This window comes from Streptomyces sp. NPDC006476 (genome assembly GCF_040612015.1).
Taxonomy (GTDB): domain Bacteria; phylum Actinomycetota; class Actinomycetes; order Streptomycetales; family Streptomycetaceae; genus Streptomyces; species Streptomyces griseorubiginosus_B.
The window spans coordinates 22,079-46,995 of the sequence record NZ_JBEXPK010000029.1; the positions used below are offsets into that span (position 1 = coordinate 22,079).

The following is a 24,917-nucleotide window of genomic DNA, read 5'->3' on the forward strand; positions in this document are numbered from 1 at the left end:
CAGCGGAGGTGGTTCACATGAACGAACCCAGCAAGCAGCCCGACGCGGGCAAGCGACAGGACGCGATCGACGTCAGCGACTTCGTGTATGCGGCGACGGGGGCCAGGGTGCGGCGGCTCACGATGCCGGACGGGACTCACTGGTTTCCGGCGGTGGATGTGTGCAAACAACTCGGGCACACCAACTCAAGGCAGGCACTCGCTGACCACGTTCCCGACGGCCACCGAGAGATTCTCGAGACCGTAACTGGAGCTTACGGTCTCAGCATTCCCGCAGGTAGAGAGTGGCGCCGAGACCTGAACCTCATCTCGCTCCAAGGCCTGATCCTTCTGGTCAACGCCTGTACGAAGCCAGCGTGCCTGCCCTTCAAGCAGTGGGTCGCCGAGGTCATCGAGACCGTCCAGCGGGAGGGCTCCTACACCCTCGAAGAAGCCGAAGTGCAGTCCCCCGAACCCGGCGCCCCCATCGCGTACGCCATGCCGGAGCAGGTCGCCGAGGCCATCGTGCGGCTGGAGGAACGCAATCTCCAGGCCGATGAACAGTTCGCAGTCGCGCAGCACAAATCGCTCGTCCTGCAACAGGAGATCGCAGGCACGCAGCAGAAGATCGCCGACACTCAGCAGGAAATGCTCGATCTGCAGCGCGCCACCCTCGCCGCACAGCAGACCATGGCCCTGGCAATGGAACGCATCGCGGACCGTCTCGACATGCTGGCCTTCCAGCGTCCGGCACCTCCCACCGCCGAGCAGGCCGCACAACCGACCACCGAGTCCGTCCTCGCCGACTGGCGTCGGCGGCTGGCCGTGACGGAGGACGTCTGGACCGTGGCCGTGGTCATCGCACCGGTGCTGGTGGAGGAGGGTGAGCTTCGTCAACCGCTCGAAGTGATCGCCGCTCGTACGGGTCTGTCCGTGCAGCGTGTCAACGAGTGCCTGCGGCTGCTGCGCAAGCACGCGTGCATCCGGCCGCAGGGCGCGTCCGAGGACGGGGCGCCGGTCTACGTGCTGAACTGAGCCCGACCGCCAAGAACGGACGAAGGGGCGGCCGCAACTCCAACTTGCGGCCGCCCCTTCACCGTTCAACCTATCTTGTCCGGGTACGTCACGCCCAGCTGATCAACCTCTTCGGCTGTTCCAGGATCGCCGCCACGTCCGCGAGGACCTTGGAGCCCAGTTCGCCGTCGACCAGGCGGTGGTCGAAGCTGAGGGCCAGGGTGGTGACCTGACGTGGCTTCACCTTGCCCTTGTGGACCCACGGCTGGAGCTTGATCGCGCCGACCGCGAGGATCGCGGACTCCCCGGGGTTGAGGATCGGCGTGCCCGTGTCGACGCCGAAGACGCCGACGTTGGTGATGGTCACCGTGCCGCCCTGCATGGCGGCCGGGGACGTCTTGCCCTCGCGGGCCGTCGACACCAGCTCGCCCAGGGACTCGGCGAGCTGCGGCAGCGTCTTCGCGTGGGCGTCCTTGATGTTCGGAACGATCAGCCCCCGAGGAGTGGCCGCAGCGATGCCCAGGTTGACGTAGTGCTTGAGGACGATCTCCTGCGCGGCCTCGTCCCAGGACGCGTTGATGTCGGGGTTCCGCTTGATCGCCACCAGCAGGGCCTTGGCGATCAGCAGGAGGGGATTCACCCGCAGGCCCGCGAATTCCTTGTCCTGCTTGAGCTCCTCCACCAGCTTCATCGTCCGCGTCACGTCCACCGTCACGAACTCGGTGACGTGCGGCGCCGTGAACGCCGACCCGACCATCGCCTGCGCGGTCATCTTGCGGACGCCCTTGACGGGAACGCGGGTCTCGCGGGACGAGTCGTACGTCGGCACGGGCGCGGGAGCGACCGCAGGCGCGGACGGTGCCTCCACCGCCGCTTCCGGCGCCTGCGTCGAGGCCACCGCCGCGTGGACGTCATCGCGGGTGATGATGCCGTCGGGGCCGGACGGGACCACCGTCGCGAGGTCGACGCCCAGGTCCTTGGCCAGCTTGCGCACCGGCGGCTTGGCCAGCGGCCGGGGCTTGTCGGCGGTACCCGCGGTCTCGGCGGCCGACGCCGGCCCGCCGTGGCCGTTCAGCTCGGTCTGGACCGCCGTCGACGCCTGGGAGACCAGGACCTCCGGGCCCTTGCGCGGGCGGCGCCTGGTGGAGGACGTCGCCACTCCGTAGCCCACGAGGACCGGCTGGCGGCCCGAACCCTCGGGCTTCTTCTCCTCGGCGGTCTCGGCAGGGGCGGCGGGGGCGGCGGTCTCGGCCGGCGCCTGGGCGGGAACCTCGGCGGGAGCCGCACCGCCGGAGACGTCCACCGCGATGATCGGCGTGCCCACGTCGACCGTGGTGCCCTCGGGGAAGTGCAGGTCGCGCACCACCCCGTCGTACGGGATGGGCAGTTCGACGGCCGCCTTGGCCGTCTCGACCTCGCACACCACCTGGCCGTCGGTGACCGTGTCGCCGGGCTGCACGTACCACTTGAGGATCTCTGCCTCGGTGAGCCCCTCGCCCACGTCCGGCATCTTGAACTCGCGTACGGACGCTTCCGTCATCGTCGTCACGACCCTCTCCTCAGTACGCCAGGGCGCGGTCGACGGCGTCGAGCACCCGGTCCAGGCCCGGCAGGTACTCCTCCTCCAGCCGGGCCGGGGGGTACGGGGCGTGGTAGCCGCCGACCCGGAGCACCGGGGCCTCCAGGTGGTAGAAGCAGCGCTCGGTGATCCGGGCGGCGATCTCCGCGCCCGAGCCGAAGAACACCGGTGCCTCGTGGACGACGACCAGGCGGCGGGTCTTCTCCACCGAGGTCTGGATCGAGTCGAAGTCCAGCGGGGAGATGGAGCGCAGGTCCAGGACCTCCAGCGACTTGCCCTCCTCGGCGGCCGCGTCGGCCACCTCCTGGCAGAGCTTCACCATCGGGCCGTACGCGACCAGGGTCAGGTCGGTGCCCGTGCGCACGGTCCGCGCCTTGTGCAGCGGGCCGGGGATGGCCTCCGGGTCGACCTCGGCCTTGTCCCAGTAACGGCGCTTGGGCTCGAAGAAGATCACCGGATCGTCGCTCTGGATGGCCTGCTGCATCATCCAGTAGGCGTCCGAGGCGTTGGAGGGGCTGACCACCTTCAGACCCGACACGTGCGCGAACAGCGACTCCGGGGACTCGGAGTGGTGCTCGACCGCGCCGATGCCGCCGCCGTACGGGATGCGGACGACGACCGGGAGCTTGACCTTGCCCAGGGAACGCGCATGCATCTTGGCGAGCTGGGTGACGATCTGGTCGTAGGCCGGGAAGACGAAGCCGTCGAACTGGATCTCCACGACCGGGCGGTAGCCGCGCAGCGCGAGGCCGATCGCCGTGCCGACGATGCCGGACTCGGCGAGCGGGGTGTCGATGACGCGGCTCTCGCCGAAGTCCTTCTGCAGGCCGTCCGTCACCCGGAAGACACCGCCGAGCTTGCCGACGTCCTCGCCCATGACGAGCACCTTGGGGTCCGCGTCCAGGGCGCGCCGCAGCGACTCGTTGATCGCCTTGGCCACAGCCATGGTCTTGGATGTCGCCGTCCTCGATGTCACGGTCTCCGCCATGTCAGGCCCCCTCTCCGTCCGCGAACGACGCCTGGTAGGCGGCGAACTGGGCTCGCTCCTCGTCGACGAGCGCGTGCCCGTCCGCGTACACGTTCTCGAAGATGGCGAAGTGGTCCGGGTCCGGCATGGCACGGACCGCTTCGCGCACTCGTCTGCCCAACGCCTCGGACTCGGCCTCGAGTTCCGCGAAGAATCCCTCGTCCGTGTGGTTTGAGGCCTCCAGGTACCGGCGAAGCCGCAGGATCGGGTCCTTCGCCTCCCAGGCCAGCCGCTCCTCGTCGCCCCGGTAGCGGGTGGGGTCGTCGGAGGTGGTGTGCGCGCCCATCCGGTAGGTGTACGCCTCCACCAGCGTGGGGCCCTCACCGCTGCGGGCCCGCTCCAGCGCCCACTTGGTCACCGCGAGACAGGCCAGCACGTCGTTGCCGTCCACGCGGACGCCCGGGAAGCCGTAGCCCTGGGCGCGCTGGTAGAGCGGGACCCGGGTCTGCTTCTCGGTCGGCTCGGAGATCGCCCACTGGTTGTTCTGGCAGAAGAACACGACCGGTGCGTTGTAGACCGCGGAGAAGGTGAACGATTCGGCCACGTCGCCCTGGCTCGACGCACCGTCGCCGAAGTAGGCGATCACCGCGCTGTCGGCGCCGTCCTTGGCGACGCCCATCGCGTAGCCGGTGGCGTGCAGCGTCTGGGAGCCGATGACGATCGTGTAGAGGTGGAAGTTGTTGCTGTTGGGGTCCCAGCCGCCGTTGTTCACGCCGCGGAACATGCCGAGCAGGTTCGTCGGGTCGACCCCGCGGCACCAGGCGACGCCGTGCTCGCGGTAGGTCGGGAAGACGTAGTCGTCCTCGCGGGTGGCCCGGCCGGAGCCGATCTGGGCGGCCTCCTGGCCCAGGAGGGAGGCCCACAGGCCGAGCTCGCCCTGGCGCTGCAGGGCGGTGGCCTCGGCGTCGAAGCGACGGGTGAGGACCATGTCGCGGTAGAGACCGCGCAGCTCTTCCGGGGTGATGCCGGCGACGTACTTGTCGTACTCGGCGTTCTTCAGGCGCTCGCCCTCGGGCGTCAGCAACTGAACGAGTTCGGGCTTGGTGCTCGGGGACTTCTTCGTCCCGGCGCTGCGTCGCGGCTTGCGCGCGGCGGCAGTGCTCTCCACGGTCACGTGTGCTCCTCCGTCGGTCCGGCCCCCGGGGTTGCCGGGTACCAGTACGGCTCACCTGTTCCGACACCCGTGCACGGGGTGGGTGCCACTCGGCCGGAACAGGCGTGACAAGGTGCCCCGGCGAGCGCCCTGCACAAGGCACGTTACCCAGTGCTCCACATCTCTGTGAAACCCCTCCTGACCTGGGATTTTGCTTGGATTTCCAAGTAAATCCCGAGAGCCCGGAACTTGTCCTGGTCACAGCCTTGCAGGGGGCCGGAACAACGGCACGTTATATCGGTGACCGAGGTCACGGGAAGGGTTTCCGTGTCGGACTTGCGCGGACACGGCACGGAAAAATCCCGATGGTGGCCCTGAAGGCCACTTCGAGCACATGGTGTGACCGAATGCGACTGCCTGTGACAACGCCCAGCTCACAGGCCCGGCTCGTGCCCTAGCATCTGGCGCGTGCCGCGCTCCTCTGTACCACCCCACGACCCTCACGCGCCCCCGTTGGGCGCCCTGTTGCGCCAGTACTCCGCCGGTTCCGCCCTCGCGTGTGAGCCCGTCGAACAGGGCCTGCTGAACCGCGGCTACCGCCTGTGCACCACCCGGGGCCGCTACTTCCTGAAGCACCACTTCGACCCCGAGACCGCCGACCCCGCCGCGATCGCCCGCCAGCACCGGGCCACCCAGCGCCTGGCGGACCTGGGCGTCCCCGTGGCGCCCCCGCTGCCCGGCAGGGACGGGCGCACGGTCGCCGTCGTCGGCGGGCACGCGTACGCGCTGCATCCCTGGGTCGAGGGCCGGCACCGGCACGGCGGCCAGCTCACCGCCGGGCAGTGCGCGCGGCTGGGGGCGCTGCTGGGGGTCGTCCACGCCAGCCTGGAGCGCGTGATGCCGCCCCGCGCGCGGGCACGCGCCTCGCATCCGCCCGCCCCGGACACGCGCGCCGAGAGCGCCGACCCCGCCGACACCTTCACCCTCATCGACGACCTGCTCGGCCGGGTGCGCCGTCACCGGCCCGCCGACTCCTTCGACGAACTCGCCCGGCACCGCCTCCTGGAGCGGCGCGCGCTGCTGGAGCAGCACGCCGACCGGCGTCCCCCGCGGGGCGGCTCGGTGGGCTGGGTGCACGGCGACTTCCACCCGTTCAACCTGCTCTACAAGGGCGACGCGCCGGCCGCGATCGTCGACTGGGACCGGCTGGGGCTGCGGCCGCGCGCGGAGGAGGCCGTACGCGCCGCCGCGATCTTCTTCGTTCGGCCCGCGGGCACCCTCGACCTGCCGAAGGTGCGGGCGTACGCGCGCGCGTACCGGCGTACGGCGGGCGCCACGCCCTCCCAGCTCGCGGCGGCCGTGCACCGCGTGTGGTGGGAGCGGCTCAACGACTTCTGGATGCTGCGCTGGCACTACGAACGCGGCGACACCCGAGCCGACCCCCAGTTCCCGGCGGCCTCGGCCCTCGCGGTGTGGTGGACCCGCGAGTACGACACGGTGTGCGAGGCGTTCGCGGGGTGACGGCCGGGTTCATGAGCGGTACACGCGCGTGAAGAGCCCTGTCAGCGGCACGCGCGCGGGAGCATGCGAACTCCCACGCGCGTGTGCCGGTTGTTCGAGAGCGACCGGTCAGCCGCCGATCCCTTGCGTCAGGCCACCGTTGTCTCCACCGGCGCTGGCGCCACTGGGGTCCGACGTGTCCGACGGCTGGGACGTCTCGCTGGGCGTGTCCGTCGGTTCCGAGGTAGTCGGCTTGTTCGTCGGCTGGCTGCTCGGCTCGCTGGTCGCGCTCCGGGACGGCGTGTACGACGGGGTGGACGACGGCGTGTAGTCCCCGGACCCGGAACTCGTGCCGGAGCCGTCGTCCGTCGAGGTGTCGGCGGACTGGTCCGTGGACTGGTCGCTCGGCGTCTCGCTGTTGGTGTCGTCCTTGGTGGTCTGCGAGGTGGTGGGCGTATGGGAGGTTCCGGCGCCGCCCCCGTCCCCGCCGCCCTTCTGCAGGGCCAGCGCGACACCCGCCGCGATGGCGATCACCGCGAGGACGGCCAGGATCCACAGCTTGCCGCGGCCGCTGCCCCTGTTGCCGTGCCCCTCGAAGCCGCCGTCGTCCCCGCCGCCGTAGCCGCCGCCCGGCAGGATCGGCTGCGGGATCTGCGTCGTGCCGGAGCCGTCGGCCGGGTGCGGCAGCACCTGCGTGCCGGCGAAACCGGCGGCCGGGGTGTGCCGTCCGTCGTGCATGTCGACCGGCCCGGTGTTCCAGGTGCCGGTGTGACCGCCCTGGTCGTACAGCATCTGCAGCCCGTACTGGACGAGGCCGCGCATCTCCTCGGCGGTCTGGAAGCGGTCGTCCGGCTCCTTGGCGAGCGATCGCATGACGAGCCCGTCGAGCTCCGGCGGGGACTCCCCGCCCGAGATCTGCGACGGCGGGACCGGCACGTCCTGGACGTGCTGGTAGACCACCGACAGCGGGGTCTCGCCGACGAACGGGGGCCGCAGGGCGAGGAGTTCGTACAGCAGACAGCCGGTCGCGTACAGGTCGGAGCGGTGGTCGACGGCCTTGCCGAGCGCCTGCTCCGGGGAGAGGTACTGGGGTGTGCCCATGACCATGCCGGTCTGCGTCATCGTCGTGGACGCGCCGTGCAGGGCGCGCGCGATGCCGAAGTCCATGACCTTGACGGCGCCGTTGTGCGTGATGATGACGTTCGCCGGCTTGATGTCGCGGTGCACGATGCCGTGCTGGTGCGAGTAGGCGAGCGCCTCCAGGACGCCGGAGACGATGATCAGGGCCTGCTCGGGCCCCGGCGCCTCGGCGTTGATCAGCAGGTCGCGGATGGTGCGGCCCTCGACGATCTCCATCACGATGTACGGCACCGACTGGCCGCCCACGTAGTCCTCGCCGGAGTCGTACACGGCGACGATCGCGTGGTGGTTGAGGCCGGCCACCGACTGGGCCTCGCGGGTGAAGCGGGCCTTGGAGACCGGGTCCTCCGCGAGGTCGGCGCGCAGCAGCTTCACCGCGACGGTACGCCCCAGGCGCACGTCCTCCGCGGCGAACACTTCTGCCATGCCGCCTCGGCCGAGTCTGCGGGTCAGCCGATACCGGCCGTCCCCGACAAGCCCGCCGTTACCCCACATCTCCGGCGCATCTGACATACCGCCGCCAGTCGCCTCGGGGTCGGACGGGCCCTGAGCGCGCTGCTGCTGCTCCATCAGTCCTCGCCGTCGTTTCTGCCCGCGGTGCGCGCGGTGTTGTTACGGTCTCCGTCGGCCACGCTACAGCCTCAACGCAAGCCGCCGGTTCGAGAAGGGGGCCGGAACCGGCACGAGACGGACCGGCCATCAAACCGTCTTCCGGTGTGGTCGTGCAAATTCTGTGTACCGGCCGTACAGCCTCTGTAACGCTCGCGCGACGCTTCTTTCGCGTACGGTCACGGAACGGGCACCGCGCTTGACGTGTCAGTGCCCTCGGGCAGACTTGGCCGGGAATGAGCCATTCGATCAACGACAGCCGGGCCGGCGCCTGAAGGCCCATGGGGGACGCGGAACATGAGCCAGGACGCCGCACAGGGCCGTTACGCGGGCCGGGCGCTCGCCGGCGGCCGGTATCAGCTGCGCGACTTGCTCGGCGAGGGCGGCATGGCCTCGGTGCACCTGGCGTACGACGCCACGCTGGACCGGCAGGTCGCGATCAAGACACTCCACACCGACCTCGGCCGGGAACAGGCCTTCCGCGAGCGCTTCCGCCGCGAGGCGCAGGCCGTGGCCAAGCTCACGCACACCAACATCGTCTCGGTCTTCGACACCGGCGAGGACACCCTCGACGGGATGACCACCCCGTACATCGTCATGGAGTACGTCGAGGGCCGCCCCCTCGGCTCTGTGCTCGACGAGGACGTACGGCGGTTCGGCGCGATGCCCGCCGACAAGGCGCTCAAGGTCACCGCGGATGTGCTCGCGGCGCTGGAGATCAGCCACGAGATGGGGCTGGTGCACCGCGACATCAAACCGGGCAACGTGATGATGACCAAGCGCGGCGTGGTCAAGGTGATGGACTTCGGCATCGCGCGCGCGATGCAGTCCGGTGTGACGTCCATGACGCAGACCGGCATGGTCGTCGGCACCCCCCAGTACCTCTCGCCCGAGCAGGCCCTGGGCCGCGGCGTCGACGCCCGCTCCGACCTGTACTCGGTCGGCATCATGCTGTTCCAACTGGTCACCGGACGGCTGCCGTTCGAAGCGGATTCCCCGCTGGCCATCGCCTACGCGCACGTGCAGGAGGAACCGGTCGCGCCCTCCTCCGTCAACCGCGCGCTGCCCCCGGCCGTGGACGCGCTGGTCGCCCGCGCACTGAAGAAGAACCCGAACGAGCGCTTCCCGAACGCCGTCGCCATGCGCGACGAGTGCCTGCGCGTGGCCGCGTCCTTCCAGGCCGCCCCGCCGAGCATCGTGCCGGGCGCCCCGGCGCAGAGCGGCACCGGTGTCGGCTCCGCCGTCTTCCCGCCGGTCGACACCTCGGTTCCCGGGCCGACCGGCCCGGTCCAGACCCCGTACCAGCCGTCGACGCCGAACCCGTACTCCACGCCCGCGCCCTCGCCGTCGTACGGCTATCCGCAGCAGGGCGGCTACCCGACGCCGGCCGCGTACGGCGGGCAGCCGTCCACCCCGCCGCCGTACAACATCACGCAGCAGCCGCCCACGCCCGCGCCCTCCCGCGGCGACCGGAGCAACAAGCCGGTCGTGGTGGGCGCGGTCATCGTGTCGATCATCGCGATCACCGGGCTGCTCGCGGCCGTGCTGCTGCACACCGGCGGCAACAAGGACAAGGGTGCGAGCGGGGGTTCCAGCGCGACCGCGTCGACGAGACAGGTGGCGGGCCATCGCGGTCCGGACACCTCGAAGACGATCGACAAGACGGAGTGCACCGAGCCGCAGGAGTCGTACGACGAGGCGGGCAAGATCCGGGTGCCCGACTTCCGGTTCAAGTACATCGGCTCGGTCAAGGAGTGCCTGCAGGCCGCGGGCTGGCAGCTGAAGATCGACAACCTGGACGAGAACACGTACGGCCAGGGCGCGGTGATCAACCAGTTCCCCGCGGCCGGCACCGACGTCAACCCCAAGAAGGTCGAGCTCGAGCTGCAGGTCTCGACGGGCAATCCGGCCTCCTGACCCCTGACGTGACAAGGGCCCGGCGGTTCGGCCGCCGGGCCCTTTCCTTGTCGTGATCCGGGTGCTTACAGGTACGGTCCACCCGAGCGGCCGGCCGTGGGGCCGCCGTCCTCACCCATGCCCGGGGTGACCCCCGGCGGCAGGGCGCGGCGCATCTGCTCCAACTGGGCCCGCGCGGCCATCTGCTGGGCGAACAGCGTGGTCTGGATGCCGTGGAAGAGGCCCTCCAGCCAGCCCACCAGCTGGGCCTGCGCGATCCGCAGTTCGGCGTCACTGGGGGTGCCCTCGTCCTGGAACGGCAGCGACAGCCGCTCCAGCTCCTCCACCAGCTCCGGTGCCAGCCCGTCCTCCAGCTCCTTGACCGAGCTGCGGTGGATGTCCTTGAGCCGAGCCCGGCTCGCCTCGTCCAGAGGAGCCGCCCGCACCTCTTCCAGGAGCTGCTTGATCATGCTGCCGATCCGCATCACCTTGGCCGGCTGCTCGACCTGCTCCGTCACCGGAATCTCGCGGGAGTCCTCGTCGCCTCCGCCGCCAATCGCCATGCCGTCCTGGCCCACGACCAGGATCTGGGGATTCTCCGGCGACCGTTCGTTCCTCGGCATCTCCATGCCGCCATTGTCTCGCACCCGTGCATCTCATCACCGGGGTGCCCCCCGTACGAGGTGATCCACCGTGCACGGCGTGAAGATTCGCGTCACTCCTCCGCGCGCTCGGTGACCGTCAGCCGCAGCAACCGGGCCTCGCAGTGGTCCAGCCAGCGGATCTCGGCCTCGGCGTGACAGATCAGTTGCTCCAGGACCAGCAGCCGTGCCAGCTCGTCCGGATGCCCGGGGGAGTCGGCCAGCGCCTGGGCGCGCTGCCGTACGTGCTCGTGCAGCGCCTGCGACGCGTGCCGGCGCTGGGTCTCGACGACCTCGCGCACGTCGACGCCGGGCGCGGTGACCGCCAGCGCCAGCTTGATCGCCAGCTCGTCGCGCGGTGGGCTCTCCCGCTCCACGGGCCGCCCGAACCAGCCCCGCAGCTCGGCCCGGCCCGCCTCCGTCAGCGTGTACAGCGTCCGTCCGCCCTCGTCCTCGCCGTTCTGCGCGACCATGCCGTCCCGCTCCAGCCGGCCGAGGGTCGTGTAGACCTGCCCGATGTTCAGCGGCCAGGTGCCGCCGGTGCGCGTCTCGAACTCGGTGCGCAGCCGGGAGCCGTAGCGGGGGCCGCCTTCCAGGAGCGCCAGCAGTCCGTGACGTATCGACATACCCGGATTGTGCAGCCCGTTCGCGTTTTTGGCGGAGTCCGGAATGCCGGATGCGTGCGTCGGTGTGACCGTGGATGCATGACTGGATGGGCGCGTGCGATGCGGACGGCGGGGCTGCTGGTGGCGGTGGTGGCCGGGGTGATGCCGGGCGGCGTGGCGTGGGCTCATGGGGGCGGATCGACGGCTCATGGCTCGGGGTCGGCGTACGCGCGGCAACACCCGTCGGCGCACAGGATTCTGCCCGCGCCCGGCGCCACGCCGATGCACCAGCGCACGCCCGCCCATGAACTCGCGCCGGCGTACGAGACCGTGGGGGCGCCCGGTTCCCATGGCAGGCTCGCGCCCGAGCATGTACGGCCCTCCGCCCCGGCCGCTCCCGCCGAGCCGTCCCGTGCCGGGAGCCGGGCCGGGGTGGGGCGGGAGCGGCCGGGGCGGTCCGAGGAGTCGGCGACGGAGCAGGGCGAGGACACCGACGTGGCGGCCACCGACCCGGAGGCCGGCGGGGGCGACGACGGCGTCAGCGAGAGCGCCGACGCATCCGTGCCGTCCGAGGAGGCCGTTCAGGTCACCCCCACGCCCGCGCAGCGGCCTCCGGGGCAGAGCGGGACCCAGGCGGTGCCCCCCGCGGGGCCCGTCCTGCGCGTTCTGCCGCTGGGCAGCGGACTGGTGCTGATCGGGCTCGGCCTGGGGCTGGCGTTCATCGGGCTGCGGCTGCGCCGTTCCTGAGACCCGTCAGCCCACGACGAGCAGCACCTTGCCGATGTGCCCGCTCTCCTCCACCACCCGGTGCGCGGCGCTCGCGTCGCTCATCGGGATCTCGCGGTCGATGACGGGACGGACGTGCCCGGCGGCGATCAGCGGCCAGACGTGTTCGCGTACGGCCGCCACGATGGCCGCCTTCTCACCCAGCGGACGGGCCCGCAGCGAGGTCGCGCTGATGGCGGCCCGCTTGCCCAGGAGCGCGCCGATGTTCAGCTCGCCCTTGACGCCGCCCTGCAGGCCGATGATGGCGAGCCGCCCGTTGACGGCGAGCGTCCGGACGTTGCGGTCCAGGTACTTGGCGCCCATGTTGTCGAGGATGACGTCGGCGCCCGTGCCGTCCGTGGCCCGCTCCATCTCCTCGACGAAGTCCTGCTCCCGGTAGTTGATCAGGATGTCCGCGCCGAGTTCGGCGCACTGGTCCAGCTTCTCCTTGGTGCCGGCCGTGACCGCTACCTTGGCGCCCACGGCCTTGGCCAGCTGGATCGCCATCGTGCCGATGCCGCTGGAACCGCCGTGCACCAGCAGGGTCTCGCCGGGGCGCAGGTGGGAGATCATGAAGACGTTCGACCAGACGGTGCAGACCACCTCGGGCAGCGCGGCCGCCTGCTTGAGGTCCAGCCCCTCGGGCACGGGCAGCAGTTGTCCGGCCGGTACGGCGACCTTCTCGGCGTAGCCGCCGCCCGACAGCAGCGCGCACACCTCGTCGCCGACGGCCCAGCCGGAGACACCGGGGCCGAGCGCGGCGATACGGCCCGAGCACTCGAGGCCGGGATAGGGGGAGGCGCCGGGCGGGGGGTCGTAGAAGCCCATGCGCTGCATGATGTCGGCGCGGTTGACGGCGCCGGCCACCACCTCGACCAGCACCTCGCCCTCCGCGGGCACCGGCTCGGGGACCTCCTCCCACACCAGGGCCTCGGGTCCGCCAGGTTCGGAAATCGTGATCGCATGCATGAGGGGGACGCTACCCCTCACCGACGGTGGGACTCAGTCCTGCCGCATCGGGCGGACGCCGAGGCGACCTGGTTGCCCGGGGTCGCCCGGACGATGGTGATCAGACGGTCCGTCAACTGCAGGGTTCCTATGGCCGGATCGTCGTATCCGAGCGCCCGGTGCCCGCGTACGACGCTCACCACCAGGTCCTCCGTCTCACGCGGGCCCTTGCCGGCCTCGGCCTTGGTGACCGGCCGTTCGACCACGTCGAGCCCGCCGCCCTGCTGGATGAGGTCCTCCATGACCATGCCGGCCGCCGGACTGAGCACGGAGAGGCCGACCAGCCGTCCGGCCGCACTGGCGCTGGTGATCACCGCGTCGGCACCGGACTGTTTCAGCAGCGGCGCGTTCTCCTCCTCCCGCACGGCGGCCACGATCTTCGCGACCCGGTTGAGCTGCCGGGCCGTCAGCGTCACCAGTACGGCCGTGTCGTCGCGCTGGGTCGCGATGATGATCTGGCGTGCCCGGTGCACCTCGGCCCGCTTGAGCACCTCGCTGCGGGTCGCGTCACCCATGACCCCGGCGTACCCGCCGGCCGCCGCCGCGTCGATCACCTTGGCGGCGGGATCGACCACGACGACCTGGTCCTTCCTCAACCCCGTCGCGCAGACGGTCTGGATCGCCGACCGCCCCTTCGTCCCGAACCCGACGACGGTGTGATCCCGCAAGGCGGACCTCCAGCGATTTTCCGAAAGCACCCTTCAAGAGCCGGGACGAGCAGGAGAAGGACAACCGGACGTACGTCGCGGGACGCGGCGGACGGCACGTCTACACCTACGAAGAGCCGGACACGAGCGCCCGCAAGACATGCTCACCGCCGTCGAGGCCGGACACATCACCGACCAGACACACTCAGTCGGCGTCCAGTTCTACGCACACAGCCCGCGCCGCCGCCCGCATGGGAGACGCCTGCCTGGTCCGCGACTCCTTAGATGCCGGCCGAGCACGACTGGACCGCCTACCGCCTCCTCGGAGACGACGAGCGCGCCAGAACCGAGATCTCCCCCGAAGAACGGCCACCTTAGATTGTCATACAGCGGTAAGTAAGGGTTGCGGCTGATCGGCAAAAGATAAGTGGGATCTGCGCTCCAATTGACCAACAGTCATCCGATAAACCCTAAGGACATAGAAATCCCCCCTGTTTCATACGACCACCTATAGGTCTGCCCGATACCTGCACAACGTTTTTGTCGGGCTAATCATTCACCCGTTCGCAGCGCATCCGCCAACGAGAGCCGCCGTTAGTTGAAATATGACGAAGGCAACCGGGGAACAGGCGATCGATCCTCTTCCGAAGAGGATGCAGTCCGAAGCAGTCCGAGTCACACGGCTTGGTTCCTTCACGTACATCCCAACACCCGCTCGTGACGACGCGGCAAGCGGAATCCTCGCCAACGGCGGACGGTCTGTCACACTTGATGTGACCGGGAACGATCTCCAGAATCTCGTGCACACCTTGAACATTCTGGAAATTGGTCTTTCGAGACGCTGGGCGGAGTTGGAAGTCTGAGTGCCGGTGCAAAGGGACGGTCAGCTACACCATGCACGACGAGCAAACAGCTCCCTATTCGGGTTTCTCCGCCGAATTTTCCTATGGCTATGACGACGGCGGCGTATATCAGGAACCTTCTGGGATTCTCTACCCGCCTTTGACGTCACTGGAGTCCGGGTGGGATCCCGCAGAAGAGCTGGCCTTTATGCTGCGGGATGCTGCAGAGGCCGAGAAGCCCATCAGGATTCCGGCCGCACGCGGCGGGGAACCTTCGAATCACGGGTCTCACCGGGAGAACTTGGTCCAGCTCACCGCAGAGTTGCCACCCGTGAAGGCCGCACCTCGGGACCATCGCAAGACGCGGGACCGACGCCGGGACAAGCTCCTCACATTCAGTTACTTGATTGCCGCCGTAGCGGCTGTCATCGCGTCGACTGTCAGTGTGTTCGGCGGGATGATCGCTTACGACCCGCTTCTGTTCATCGCGGTCGGCCGTACCGACAGCAGCATCGTCTCCTGGTGGCCTCTGCTGGTGTTCGGGCCCTGGCTGGTGGCGTCGCTGTCCATCCTGCGCCACGCGCTGCACCAGCGCCGGTCGTTCCATTCCTGGAGCGTCGTCCTGGTGTTCTCTTCCATCGCCATGGCCATGTGTGTCGCCCAGGCCCCGGACAACCTGATGGGACAAGCGGCGGCTGCGCTGCCGAGCTTCGCGTCACTGGCCTGTTTCCAGCAACTGGTACGTCAGATCACCCTGACCAGGCCTCCCAGACGTCCACTTCGTCGGCACCGACTGCGATCTGCCGAGTCAGCCGTCGGTGAAGGGCGGAGAGGCCACGACGGCACACCGACGCCGAAGGGCAACGCACGTCTGTAAAAATCACCCAGCGGCCACATCACCCTGCGGAGCTGACAGCAGAAAGAGAATTACTCGGAGCTCCCTTGGCACACGAACATTGATCATGAAATACGTAGCATGCCGTGCCGGGGCCGCAGGATGCTCGTTCATGAGGCATGGAGGAAGATCCGCGTCCGAGGCCAGCCAGCCCGCTCGATACCTACTGGCCGGACTCGCCGTTGCCGCCACGACACCACTGCGTCTGCCGGGAGATCGCCTCTCAGGCTCCCCAGGACGGTGCACCGCACAGCCGCTGGCTGCACACAGGCATAGCTCTGGTGGCCTGGAGCATCGTCGTCACCGCCATATTGGCCACGATCCTGAAGTGATTACCACCTGACCGGCCTGACCGGTGCCGCCGCTGCTTTCGCCGACAGCGACGGCACCGGGAGCCTCCGGCCCAGACGGCGACGTGGGGGGACCGGATCCGACGATGTGCTGCACGCACATGCGTGCACGGCGATGCAAGGCGCACCGACGCCTTGGTCAAAGCAGAGGTACCGCACGCGACCCAAGTGATCATCGCTCCCCAACGCGATGACACTGCGACCCTGACGCCTCCTCGGAGTTTGCGATGTCCAGCCCTCACAGCGCGCACGTCCTGGAAGATCTCATGACGTACGGCAGCGGGCTGGACCTTGTCGAGCGACCCGTGTCCAGAGATGAAGTCGGAATGTCACCGCGTCGGAGCAACGATCTCGTAGTCGCCGTACTGCGCGGTAAGGAAGTCCTGAACTACGACGACCCCAAGGCCGAGATCCTCCAACAGGGGGATCGAGTGATCACGGTGCAGCGCGCTGGCCCAAGTTTCTGAAGCCGGTGGTGGGCCCGGAAGTTTCACGTGAAACACACCCCGATACCGGCGGACGCCCAGGGCAGATCGAGGAGTTCCAGCTCCTGACCCGCTCGTCCGCCACCGGGCGGTACGACGGCGAGAGCGTCGGCCGCCGCGATGCCCCGCAGCATGGCGGGCCCGTTGTAGTGCAGCGGCACGGCGACATCCCCGCGCAGCACGACCGGGATGAGCCGGGTGTCGTACGGATGCCCGTGCGCCGTGCCCTGCAACGGCAGCGCGTACGGCTCCGGGGCGGGATGCGCGGCGAGGGTGCGCAGCAGGGGCTCGGCGAGGGTGAGCAGGCCGGAGACGGCGGCGAGGGGGTTGCCGGGGAGGCCGACGAGGTGCTGGTCCTCCTTGGTGCGGGCCAGCAGCATGGGATGGCCGGGGCGCACCTTCACGCCGTCCACGAGGAGTTCGGCGCCGATGCGCTCCAGGGTGGGGTGGACGTGGTCGAGGGGGCCGGAGGCGGTGCCGCCGGTGGTGACGATCAGGTCTGCGGTGGAACCGGTGATCGCCTTGTGCAGTGCCTTGGCGTCGTCACGCAGACGGCGTACGGCGACGACCTCGGCGCCGAGCGCGCGCAGCCAGGGCGGCAGCATCGGGCCGAGCGCGTCCCGGATCAGACCGTCGTGCGGCCGTCCCTCGGTGAGCAACTCGTCGCCGAGGACGAGGACTTCGGCGCGGGGGCGGGGTACGGCGGTGAGGGTGTCGTAGCCGGCGGCCGCGGCGAGACCGAGCACCGCCGGGGTCACCAGCGCGCCGACGGGCAGGAGCTGGTCGCCGGAGCGGCACTCCTGGCCGCGGGGGCGGATGTCCTGGCCGTGGTGCATCTCGCGGGTGGCGTGCAGACGGCCCTGGGCATCGCTGCGGCCGTGTTCGGTGCGCAGGACGGCCGTGGTCTCCGCGGGGACACGGGCGCCGGTGGCGATCCGGACGGCCTCGCCGTCGGTGAGCGGCTCGGGTTCCGCGTGCCCGGCCAGCACCCCCTCGTCCCGTACGTCCCAGGGGCCGGGCCCCGCGACCGCCCAGCCGTCCATCGCCGAGGTATCGAAGGAGGGCAGGTCGGTGAGGGCGGTCAGGGGGGCGGCGAGGGTGAGGCCCAAGGCGTCGTCCAGGGTGACCGAGACGGGGGCGCGGCGGGCGGCCCGGGAGCCGGCGCGGGCGGCACGGGCGGCGGTCGCGCGGGCCTCGGGCCAAGGGGTGGCCCTGTGGTGGGCGCCCGGCTTGTGGTGGGCGCCCTGGGCGGCGGGGGCCGGAACGTGGGCGGGGCCTTCCGTACGGCCGCCGGGGTCGCCCGCGGGGCCACCGTGCTCGTTCACCAGCGCGAGCACCTCCTCGACGTCCAGGTCCTCGGCGTCCTCGCCGGTCCGGGTGGAGCGGGCGGTCATCCGGCGTCCGGACGGGTATCGGGCGTGGCGTCCGGGGCCGCGTCCGCCTTGGCGTCGGCGGCCTCGGCGGCCCAGCGCGAGGCGAGGGCGGCGGCCTTGCGGGCGGCCTCGGCGACGGCCTGCGGGCCGCCGCCGGCCAGTCCGGCCGCATAGCCGACGAGGAAGGTGGTCAGCGGTGCGGCAGGCCTGGCCACACCGTGAGCGGCGTCGCGGGCGAGATCGAGCAGGACGCCGGTGTCGACGTCGAGGTCGATGCCCAGCTCGTCCTTGGCTGCGGAGATCCATTCATCCAACACGTGCCCATGCTCCCTGATACGTGCCCTGGCGGTGGCGAGGTCGTCCCAGGTGTCGCAGTCGAAGGACGCGACGGGGTCGGGGACTCGGGTGAGGTCGAGGCCGGCGGTCAGCCGGCGGAGGGGGAGGCCGGTGAGGCCGTCGTGTTCTGCGGAGAGGGCGGCCAGTGCACGGCCCAGCGCGGGCGCGCGGTAGGCGGCCACGAGGGGTTGGTCACGGCCGTCGGCGTCGGTGAGCAGGGCGCCGTCGGCGCTGCTCGCCCGCAGGACGGCCAGCAGCCGCCGTACCGTCTGCGCTTCGAGGAAGGGCAGGTCGGCGGAGAGGACGACGACGGGGTCGGCCGTGGTGTGGCGCAGTCCGGCGCCGAGCGCGGCGAGCGGGCCGCCTCCGGGCGGGTCCTCGCGAGCCCAGAGCACGGGCCGGGGCGTGGGGCGCGGTTCGGCCACGACGACCGTGCTGCGCGCGTCGGCGCAGGCCGCGAGCACCCGGTCGAGCAGCGCTCGCCCGCCCACGCGCAGGCCGGGTTTGTCGGCGCCGCCGAGCCGCCGCGCGGCGCCCCCGGCCAGCACGACGGCGTCGTACGACGTGCCGGGGACGTCCGAGCGCTCGTACGAGGTCACCCCATGAGTATGGGGGGCACCGCGATCACAGGGAACGCCCGGGTCAGAGCGTGCGCAGCAGGATCGCCGGCTGTTCCACGCAGTCCGCCACGTAGCGCAGGAAGCCGCCCGCCGTGCCGCCGTCGCACACCCGGTGATCGAAGGTGAGCGAGAGCTGGACGACCTGGCGCACCGCCAGGTCGCCCTCGTGCACCCACGGCTTGGGGACGATCCGACCGACGCCGAGCATGGCCGCCTCGGGGTGGTTGATGATCGGCGTGGAGCCGTCGACGCCGAACACTCCGTAGTTGTTCAACGTGAAGGTCCCGCCTGTGAGTTCCTGTGGCGTGAGGCTTCCCGCGCGGGCCGCCTCGGTCAGCCGGGCGAACTCGGCGGTCAGCGCCTCGGCGTCGCGCGCGTGGGCGTCCCGTACGACCGGTACGACCAGGCCCCGCTCGGTCTGCGCGGCGAACCCCAGGTGCACGTGGTCGAGCTGGACGACCTCCCTGGCCGCCGTGTCGACCGTGGAGTTGAGCTCGGGGAAGCGGGCGAGGGCGGCGGTGCAGATGCGGGCGAGGAGGGCGAGAAGGGAGATCTTCTGCCCGCCCGCCGCGTTCATCGCGGCACGCGCGCGCATCAGCTCGGTCGCGTCGGCGTCCACCCAGCAGGTGGCGTCCGGTATCTCGTGCCGGCTGCGGGAGAGCTTGTCGGCGACGGCACCGCGGATGCCCTTGAGGGGGATGCGGGTGCCTGCGGGGGCGGCCTGCGACGGCTCGGGCGCCGGGGCCACGGGCGTGGGCGTCGCGGTCACGCGCGTGTGCGGCTCGGCCGCCGGTGCCGCCTGCCGGGGCGCCGCGTCCGCGGCCCGCAGCGCGTACTCGACGTCGGCCCGCAGGATCAGCCCGTCGGGTCCTGAGCCGACCAACTCCCGCAGGTCCAGGCCGTTCTCGCGGGCGAGACGGCGGACGATCGGGGAGATCACGGGGACGGGACCCTCGCCCCGGGGGCTCCCGGGTGCGTCGGTCACGCGCGCGGTGCCGACGGCGACCGTGCCGTTCCGGGCGGGTCCACGGCCTGCCGCCGGCGCGATCCTGCCGTCGGAACCGTCGTCGGCGGGAGTGGCATGCCCGCGCCCCGGTGCCGCCGGGGGTACGCGTCCGGGTGCCGCAGGGCCGCCCGTCGGAGCCGCGGGACCGCCCGTCGGTGTCGTCGGACGTACCCTGCGCCTGCGTGCCGGGGGTGCCCCGGTGCCGTAGCCCACCAGTACGTTCCCGGAGCCCTCGGACTCGGTTTCCGAGGCCTTTGGGCCCACCGCGACCGTCAACAGCGGGGCGCCGACGGGAAGCTCCGTGCCTTCCTCGCCGAAGCGGGCGGTGACCACGCCGCCGTAGGGACAGGGCACCTCGACCATCGCCTTGGCCGTCTCGACCTCGACGACCGGCTGGTCCACGGCGACGACGTCGCCGACCTGCACCAGCCAGCGCACGATCTCCGCCTCGGTGAGTCCCTCCCCGAGGTCGGGGAGCTTGAACTCCAGCACCTGTGCCATCAGTTCTCGGCCTCCCACTGCAGGCGCCCCACGGCGTCCAGGATCCGGTCCACGCCGGGCAGGTGGTGCCGCTCCAGCATGGGCGGCGGGTAGGGGATGTCGAACCCGGCCACGCGCAGCACCGGCGCCTCCAGGTGGTGGAAGCAGCGCTCGGTGACGCGCGCCGCGATCTCTCCGCCCGGTCCCCCGAAGGAGCCCGACTCGTGTACGACGACCGCGCGTCCGGTCCGTCGTACCGAGGCCGCGACCGTCTCGTCGTCGAACGGCACCAGGGAGCGCAGGTCGACGACTTCGAGGTCCCAGCCCTCGGCGAGCGCGGCCTCGGCGGCTTCGAGGCAGACGGGGACCGAGGGTCCGTAGGTGATGAGGGTGGCGCTGCGGCCCGGGCGCCGCACCACGGCGCGGCCTATGGGTTCCACGTCGGTCGGGTGCTCGGGGTTCCAGGAATCCTTCGACCAGTACAGGCGCTTGGGTTCCAGGAAGACGACCGGGTCGTCGGAGGCGATGGCGGCGCGCAGCAGTCCGTAGGCGTCGGCGACGGTGGCCGGCGTGACGACATGGAGCCCCGGAGTCGCCATGTAGTACGCCTCGGAGGAGTCGCTGTGGTGCTCGACACCGCCGATGCCGCCGCCGTAGGGGACGCGGATGGTGATCGGGAGCGGCATGGCGCCGTGCGTGCGGTTGCGCATGCGGGAGACATGGCTGATCAGCTGCTCGAAGGCGGGGTACGCGAAGGCGTCGAACTGCATCTCCACCACCGGGCGCAGCCCGTACATCGCCATGCCGACGGCGGTGCCGAGGATGCCCGCCTCGGCGAGAGGGGTGTCGGTGCAGCGGTCCTCGCCGAACTCCTTGGCGAGGCCGTCGGTGACGCGGAAGACGCCCCCGAGGGTGCCGACGTCCTCGCCCATGACATGCACCGAGGGGTCGGCGGCCATGGCGTCGCGAAGCGCTCGGGTGAGGGCCTGCGCCATGGTGGCCGGCTTGACGGCGACGGTGGTCATCAGTGCGCCCCTTCCTGCTCCGCCGCCAGCTCGGCCTCCAGCAGGGCCTGCTGTTCGCGCAGTTGCGGGGTCGGTTCGGCGTAGACGTGGGCGAACAGGTCCGCCGGGTCGAGCACCGCGTCCTGGTTCATGCGCTCGCGCAGGTCGGCGGCCATGGTCTCGGCGGCATCGCGCGCGTGCCGCATCCCGTCCTCGTCGAGGAGGCCGCGTTCGGTCAGTTCGTGTTCCAGGAGGGCGATGGGATCGTGCGCACGCCAGGCCTCGACCTCGGCGTCGCCGCGGTAGCGGGTGGCGTCGTCGGCGTTGGTGTGGGCGTCGACGCGGTACGTGATCGCCTCGACCAGCGTGGGTCCGCCGCCCTCACGCGCGTGCCGCACGGCGTCGGTGAGGACCTCGTGCACGGCGGCTGCGTCGTTGCCGTCGACCAGTCGGCCGGGCATGCCGTAGCCGACGGCCTTGTGGGCCAGGGAGGGGGCCGCGGTCTGCTTGGCGAGCGGGACGGAGATGGCGAAGCCGTTGTTCTGGACCAGGAAGACGACCGGTGCCTGCCAGACGGCGGCGAAGTTCAGCGCCTCGTGGAAGTCGCCCTCGCTGGTGCCGCCGTCGCCGACCAGGGCGAGCGCGACCACGTCGTCGCCCTTGAGGCGGGCGGCGTGCGCGAGACCGACGGCGTGCGGAAGCTGGGTGGCCAGCGGGGTGCACAGCGGGGCCACCCGGTGCTCGTACGGGTCGTAGCCGGTGTGCCAGTCACCACGCAGCAGGGTCAGCGCCTGGACGGGGTCCACGCCACGGACGACGGCGGCGAGGGTGTCGCGATAGCTGGGGAAGAGCCAGTCCTGCTCCTTCAGGGCGAGCGCGGCGGCGACCTCGCAGGCCTCCTGGCCGGTGCTGGAGGGGTAGACGGCGAGACGGCCCTGCTTGGTGAGGGCGGTGGCCTGCGCGTTGTACCGGCGGCCGCGCACCAGCTCGGCGTACAGGCGGCGCAGCAGGGCAGGGTCGGACTTCGCCGCCGCCTCGGTGCCCAGCACCCGGTAGGGCTCCGCGTCGGGCAGCAGCGGCGCGGGATCGGTGCGGGGCTGCCAGGCGGGGGGCGGCGATGGCCGGTACGCGCCCCGCTGCTCCATGACCGTCATGACGGCACCTCCTCGTGGGAGTGGCTACGGGAGGCGCGTCGGCTGTGACCCGCCTCACCTACCGATTGTTCGGTCGTCGGCACATTTTGGCTACAGGCCCCTTCAGGCTGTGGACAAACGGTTCTCCACAACCTGGAATGAACGCAGTACGTCCATGGCAGGGAGGCGGGGGGACATGGCACCTGAACAAATGGCCGAGGAGCCCGAGGGCAATGTCCCCCTGCCGCCGCCGCGGCCCCTCGACGCGATCGATCTGGACATCCTGCAGATGCTCCAGGCCGACGGCCGTGCGTCGATAAGGTCGGTCGCCGAACGGGTCCACGTCTCCCGCGCCAACGCCTACGCCCGCATCAACCGGCTCATCGAGGACGGCGTCATCCGCGGCTTCGGCGCCCGCGTCGACCATGAACGCGCCGGTCAGGGCACATCGGCGTACATCACCCTGAAGATCGTGCAGAACTCCTGGCGCACGGTCCGCGAGCAGCTCAGACAGCTGCCCGGCGCCTCCCACATCGCCCTGGTGGGCGGCGACTTCGACGTACTGCTGCTGGTCCACACGTCCGACAACCGGGCGCTGCGCGAACTGGTGCTCACCCGGCTGCAGGCCATGCCGGAGGTGCTGAGCACCCGCACGCTGCTGGTGTTCGAGGAGGAGGACCTGGAGCCGCAGGGCTGAGGTCAGCCCTCCGCGCGCAGGCCTCCGAAGACCAGCTGCACCACGGCGTCGGCAACCTCGCGCTCGTTCATCCCGCGCCCGTCCGGCCGGTACCACTCGACGATCGAGTTGATCATCCCGAAGACGAGCCGGGTGGCGAGCCGCACCTCCACGTCACCGCGCACGTCCCCGTCCGCGGCCGCCGCCTTCAGCAGCTCGGCGACCCGGTGGTCGAAGTCGCGGCGGCGCTCCAGGGCCCACCGCTCGGTGCCGGTGTTGCCGCGCACCCGCAGCAGCAGGGTGACGTAGGGGAGTTCGCCGATCAGCACCTCGACCATGCGCCGTACGACGTACTGAAGACGGTCGGCGGCACGGCCCACGCGGGCGTGGTCCTCGTCGAGGATCCCGAAGAGGCCGTCCAGAGCCCGGCTGACGGCCCGGCGCAGCAGTTCCTCCTTGCCCGCCACATGGTGGTAGATCGACGACTTGGAGATGCCGGCCGCCTTGGACAGGTGCTCCATGGAGGTGCCGTCGTAGCCGCGCTCGTTGAAGACCTGGACGGCGACGGACAGCAGCGTCTCCGGGGTGTACGTGTCGCGTTTGGCGGTCGTCATGAGGTGCTGCCCTCCCGCTTGTCGGAGGCGTAGGCGTGCCGGTACAGCGCCAGGGAGGGCGCGTAGCGGCCGGAGGGGTCGCGCAGGTGCAGGTCGTCGAGGAGGGCGTAGGCCCAGTTCCGGCCGAGCCTGCGGCTCCACTCGAAGGGACCCAGCGGGTAGTTGACGCCCAGGCGCATCGCGGTGTCGATGTCCTCCTCGGTGGCCACGCCCTTGGCGACGGCGTCGTGCGCGAGGTCGACGATCCGGGCGACCGTGCGCGCGACGATCATGCCGGGGACGTCTCCGATGACGCTGACGTCCTTGCCGAGCGCCTGGAAGAGGCCGGTGGCCTCGGCGAGAGTCTGCGGGGAGGTGTCCTGGGAGGCGGACAGGGCGATTCGGGTCGCGCGGCGGTAGTCCAGGGCCAGGTCGAAGTAGACGACGTCCCGGAACTCCACCGAGGTCTGCCCGTCGGCGAGGGCGAGCTGGCCGCCGCCCGGCAGCACCAGGCGGCTGCCGTGGTCCTCGTCCTCCTCGCGGACCTGGATGCCCGCCTCGCGGATCAGCGCGAGCAGTTCCGACGCGGGGCCCAGGTCGCCCTCGGCGACGACGTACGCGGGCGGCTGCGCCTGCTCCGCGGTGTGCGGCTCGGCCCGCTCGGCGTCGTCCCCGTAGTCGTACCAGCCGTGCCCGCTCTTGCGGCCGAGCCGGCCCGACTCGACCAGGCGGCGCTGGGCGAGCGAGGGGGTGAAGCGCACGTCCTGGAAGAAGCTCTGCCACACCGAGTGCGTGACCGACTCGTTGACGTCCTGGCCGATGAGGTCGGTCAGTTCGAAGGCGCCCATCCGGAAGCCGCCGGACTCGCGCAGGACCGCGTCGATGGTGGCGGGGTCGGCGCCCTGGGCCTCGTAGACCGCGAACGCCTCGGCGTAGAAGGGCCGGGCGATGCGGTTGACGATGAAGCCGGGGGTGTCGGCGCAGGCCACCGGCGTCTTGCCCCAGGCGCGTGCCATCTCGTACGCGCGCGTGGCCGACGAGACGTCGGTGGCGAACCCGGAGACCACCTCCACCAGCGGCAGCAGCGGGGCGGGGTTGAAGAAGTGCAGGCCGACCAAGCGGCCCGGGCTGCGCAGGGCGCCGCCGATCGCGGTGACCGACAGGGAGGAGGTGTTGGTGGCGAGCAGACAGTCCTCGTCGACGAGGTCCTCGAGCGCCCGGAAGAGGTCCTGCTTGACGTCCAGCCGCTCCAGGACGGCCTCGACGACCAGGGAGCAGTCGGCGAGCTCGGCGAGGTCCGCGGCGGGCAGCAGACGCGCGCGTGCCGCGTCCCGTTCGGCGCCGGTGAGCCGGTCCTTCTCGACGAGCCGGTCGAGCCGGGCGCCGATGGCCGCGGCCGCGTCCTGGGCTCTGCCGGGAACGGCGTCGAACAGCCGTACGCGATGGCCGGCGACCAGCGCGACCTGGGCGATGCCCTGGCCCATGGTGCCGGTGCCGACGACGGCCACGGGGCTGCTGAGGTCCAGTGCTGTCATGTGCGCGATCCTCCCGCACGGGGTTTTCCACAGATGCGGCGGACCCCCTTGTCCCGACCGATCGTTCGGTTACTCTAACTCTGACTG

General features: G+C 70.9%; 20 protein-coding genes and 1 pseudogene. 6 read left to right on the forward strand and 15 right to left on the reverse strand.

The genetic code is table 11. The features are described 5' to 3' along the window. Window positions 1-17: 17 nt before the first annotated feature. Window positions 18-1,013, forward strand: coding sequence for a Bro-N domain-containing protein (locus tag ABZZ74_RS29415; protein WP_356769975.1), 996 nt, complete (start codon window positions 18-20; stop codon window positions 1,011-1,013). An 88-nt stretch (window positions 1,014-1,101) separates the two neighbouring features. Here ABZZ74_RS29415 and ABZZ74_RS29420 read toward each other — a convergent pair whose 3' ends face one another. Genes ABZZ74_RS29420 through pdhA (ABZZ74_RS29430) form a run of 3 tightly spaced genes read right to left on the reverse strand, consistent with a single transcriptional unit; the run spans window position 1,102 to window position 4,712 of the window. Then, on the reverse strand, window positions 1,102-2,541 hold the full coding sequence (locus ABZZ74_RS29420; RefSeq protein WP_356769977.1) for a dihydrolipoamide acetyltransferase family protein: 1,440 nt from the start codon (window positions 2,539-2,541) through the stop codon (window positions 1,102-1,104). Between the two features lie 10 nt (window positions 2,542-2,551). Then, complete coding sequence (locus ABZZ74_RS29425; protein ID WP_208781497.1) at window positions 2,552-3,559, reverse strand: alpha-ketoacid dehydrogenase subunit beta; 1,008 nt, start codon at window positions 3,557-3,559, stop codon at window positions 2,552-2,554. A 1-nt stretch (window position 3,560) separates the two neighbouring features. Next, the gene (gene pdhA / locus ABZZ74_RS29430; RefSeq protein WP_208781496.1) at window positions 3,561-4,712 is read right to left on the reverse strand and encodes a pyruvate dehydrogenase (acetyl-transferring) E1 component subunit alpha; all 1,152 of its coding nucleotides are present in this window, start codon (window positions 4,710-4,712) and stop codon (window positions 3,561-3,563) included. A 447-nt stretch (window positions 4,713-5,159) separates the two neighbouring features. Here pdhA (ABZZ74_RS29430) and ABZZ74_RS29435 point away from each other — a divergent pair, with 447 nt between their 5' ends. Next, window positions 5,160-6,212 (forward strand): phosphotransferase, encoded by a 1,053-nt coding sequence (locus ABZZ74_RS29435; protein WP_356769980.1) that lies wholly within the window; start codon window positions 5,160-5,162, stop codon window positions 6,210-6,212. Window positions 6,213-6,320: 108 nt separating this feature from the next. Here the strand turns inward: ABZZ74_RS29435 and ABZZ74_RS29440 are convergent, their stop codons facing one another. Next, the gene (locus tag ABZZ74_RS29440; RefSeq protein WP_356769982.1) at window positions 6,321-7,901 is read right to left on the reverse strand and encodes a protein kinase; all 1,581 of its coding nucleotides are present in this window, start codon (window positions 7,899-7,901) and stop codon (window positions 6,321-6,323) included. Between the two features lie 336 nt (window positions 7,902-8,237). Between ABZZ74_RS29440 and ABZZ74_RS29445 the strand changes: the two genes are divergently transcribed. Next, a complete protein-coding gene (locus tag ABZZ74_RS29445) occupies window positions 8,238-9,857 on the forward strand; it encodes a protein kinase (RefSeq protein WP_356769984.1) in 1,620 nt (539 codons plus the stop codon). 65 nt (window positions 9,858-9,922) lie between these two features. On the opposite strand, the gene ABZZ74_RS29450 is transcribed toward ABZZ74_RS29445, so the two are convergent. Together ABZZ74_RS29450 and ABZZ74_RS29455 are read right to left on the reverse strand one after the other, a co-directional pair. Then, window positions 9,923-10,465 (reverse strand): bacterial proteasome activator family protein, encoded by a 543-nt coding sequence (locus tag ABZZ74_RS29450; protein ID WP_356769986.1) that lies wholly within the window; start codon window positions 10,463-10,465, stop codon window positions 9,923-9,925. 86 nt (window positions 10,466-10,551) lie between these two features. Further along, window positions 10,552-11,103 (reverse strand): PadR family transcriptional regulator, encoded by a 552-nt coding sequence (locus tag ABZZ74_RS29455; RefSeq protein WP_356769988.1) that lies wholly within the window; start codon window positions 11,101-11,103, stop codon window positions 10,552-10,554. A 78-nt stretch (window positions 11,104-11,181) separates the two neighbouring features. Here ABZZ74_RS29455 and ABZZ74_RS29460 point away from each other — a divergent pair, with 78 nt between their 5' ends. Continuing rightward, a complete protein-coding gene (locus tag ABZZ74_RS29460) occupies window positions 11,182-11,829 on the forward strand; it encodes a hypothetical protein (protein WP_356769990.1) in 648 nt (215 codons plus the stop codon). A 6-nt stretch (window positions 11,830-11,835) separates the two neighbouring features. Here ABZZ74_RS29460 and ABZZ74_RS29465 read toward each other — a convergent pair whose 3' ends face one another. Together ABZZ74_RS29465 and ABZZ74_RS29470 are read right to left on the reverse strand one after the other, a co-directional pair. Next, the gene (locus ABZZ74_RS29465) at window positions 11,836-12,816 is read right to left on the reverse strand and encodes an NAD(P)H-quinone oxidoreductase (RefSeq protein ID WP_356769992.1); all 981 of its coding nucleotides are present in this window, start codon (window positions 12,814-12,816) and stop codon (window positions 11,836-11,838) included. Window positions 12,817-12,833: 17 nt separating this feature from the next. Continuing rightward, window positions 12,834-13,541: pseudogene (locus ABZZ74_RS29470) on the reverse strand (NAD(P)-binding protein); the annotation flags it as partial. A gap of 855 nt (window positions 13,542-14,396) precedes the next feature. On the opposite strand from ABZZ74_RS29470, the gene ABZZ74_RS29475 reads away from it, so the two are divergent. After that, a complete protein-coding gene (locus ABZZ74_RS29475) occupies window positions 14,397-15,221 on the forward strand; it encodes a DUF2637 domain-containing protein (RefSeq protein ID WP_356769994.1) in 825 nt (274 codons plus the stop codon). An 858-nt stretch (window positions 15,222-16,079) separates the two neighbouring features. On the opposite strand, the gene ABZZ74_RS29480 is transcribed toward ABZZ74_RS29475, so the two are convergent. From ABZZ74_RS29480 to pdhA (ABZZ74_RS29500), 5 genes are read right to left on the reverse strand one after another with little or no spacing between them, the layout of a single operon-like run. Then, a complete protein-coding gene (locus ABZZ74_RS29480) occupies window positions 16,080-17,468 on the reverse strand; it encodes a molybdopterin molybdotransferase MoeA (protein WP_356769996.1) in 1,389 nt (462 codons plus the stop codon). Next, entirely contained in the window at window positions 17,465-18,382 is a 918-nt protein-coding gene (locus ABZZ74_RS29485) for an NTP transferase domain-containing protein (RefSeq protein WP_356769998.1), read from the reverse strand. Before ABZZ74_RS29485 ends, ABZZ74_RS29480 begins: the two co-directional genes overlap by 4 nt. Window positions 18,383-18,425: 43 nt before the next feature. After that, window positions 18,426-19,910 (reverse strand): dihydrolipoamide acetyltransferase family protein, encoded by a 1,485-nt coding sequence (locus ABZZ74_RS29490; protein WP_356770000.1) that lies wholly within the window; start codon window positions 19,908-19,910, stop codon window positions 18,426-18,428. Then, complete coding sequence (locus ABZZ74_RS29495) at window positions 19,910-20,914, reverse strand: alpha-ketoacid dehydrogenase subunit beta (protein WP_356770002.1); 1,005 nt, start codon at window positions 20,912-20,914, stop codon at window positions 19,910-19,912. Before ABZZ74_RS29495 ends, ABZZ74_RS29490 begins: the two co-directional genes overlap by 1 nt. Then, on the reverse strand, window positions 20,914-22,047 hold the full coding sequence (pdhA, locus tag ABZZ74_RS29500) for a pyruvate dehydrogenase (acetyl-transferring) E1 component subunit alpha (protein ID WP_356770004.1): 1,134 nt from the start codon (window positions 22,045-22,047) through the stop codon (window positions 20,914-20,916). The genes ABZZ74_RS29495 and pdhA (ABZZ74_RS29500) overlap by 1 nt, the downstream gene beginning before the upstream one ends. A gap of 190 nt (window positions 22,048-22,237) precedes the next feature. Here pdhA (ABZZ74_RS29500) and ABZZ74_RS29505 point away from each other — a divergent pair, with 190 nt between their 5' ends. Then, complete coding sequence (locus ABZZ74_RS29505) at window positions 22,238-22,723, forward strand: Lrp/AsnC family transcriptional regulator (RefSeq protein ID WP_356770118.1); 486 nt, start codon at window positions 22,238-22,240, stop codon at window positions 22,721-22,723. Between the two features lie 2 nt (window positions 22,724-22,725). On the opposite strand, the gene ABZZ74_RS29510 is transcribed toward ABZZ74_RS29505, so the two are convergent. Both ABZZ74_RS29510 and ABZZ74_RS29515 read right to left on the reverse strand, forming a co-directional pair. Beyond that, window positions 22,726-23,316: a TetR/AcrR family transcriptional regulator gene (locus ABZZ74_RS29510; protein ID WP_356770006.1), complete on the reverse strand. Its 591-nt coding sequence runs from the start codon at window positions 23,314-23,316 to the stop codon at window positions 22,726-22,728. Further along, window positions 23,313-24,830, reverse strand: coding sequence for a 3-hydroxyacyl-CoA dehydrogenase (locus tag ABZZ74_RS29515; RefSeq protein WP_356770008.1), 1,518 nt, complete (start codon window positions 24,828-24,830; stop codon window positions 23,313-23,315). The genes ABZZ74_RS29510 and ABZZ74_RS29515 overlap by 4 nt, the downstream gene beginning before the upstream one ends. Between the last annotated feature and the right edge of the window lie 87 nt (window positions 24,831-24,917).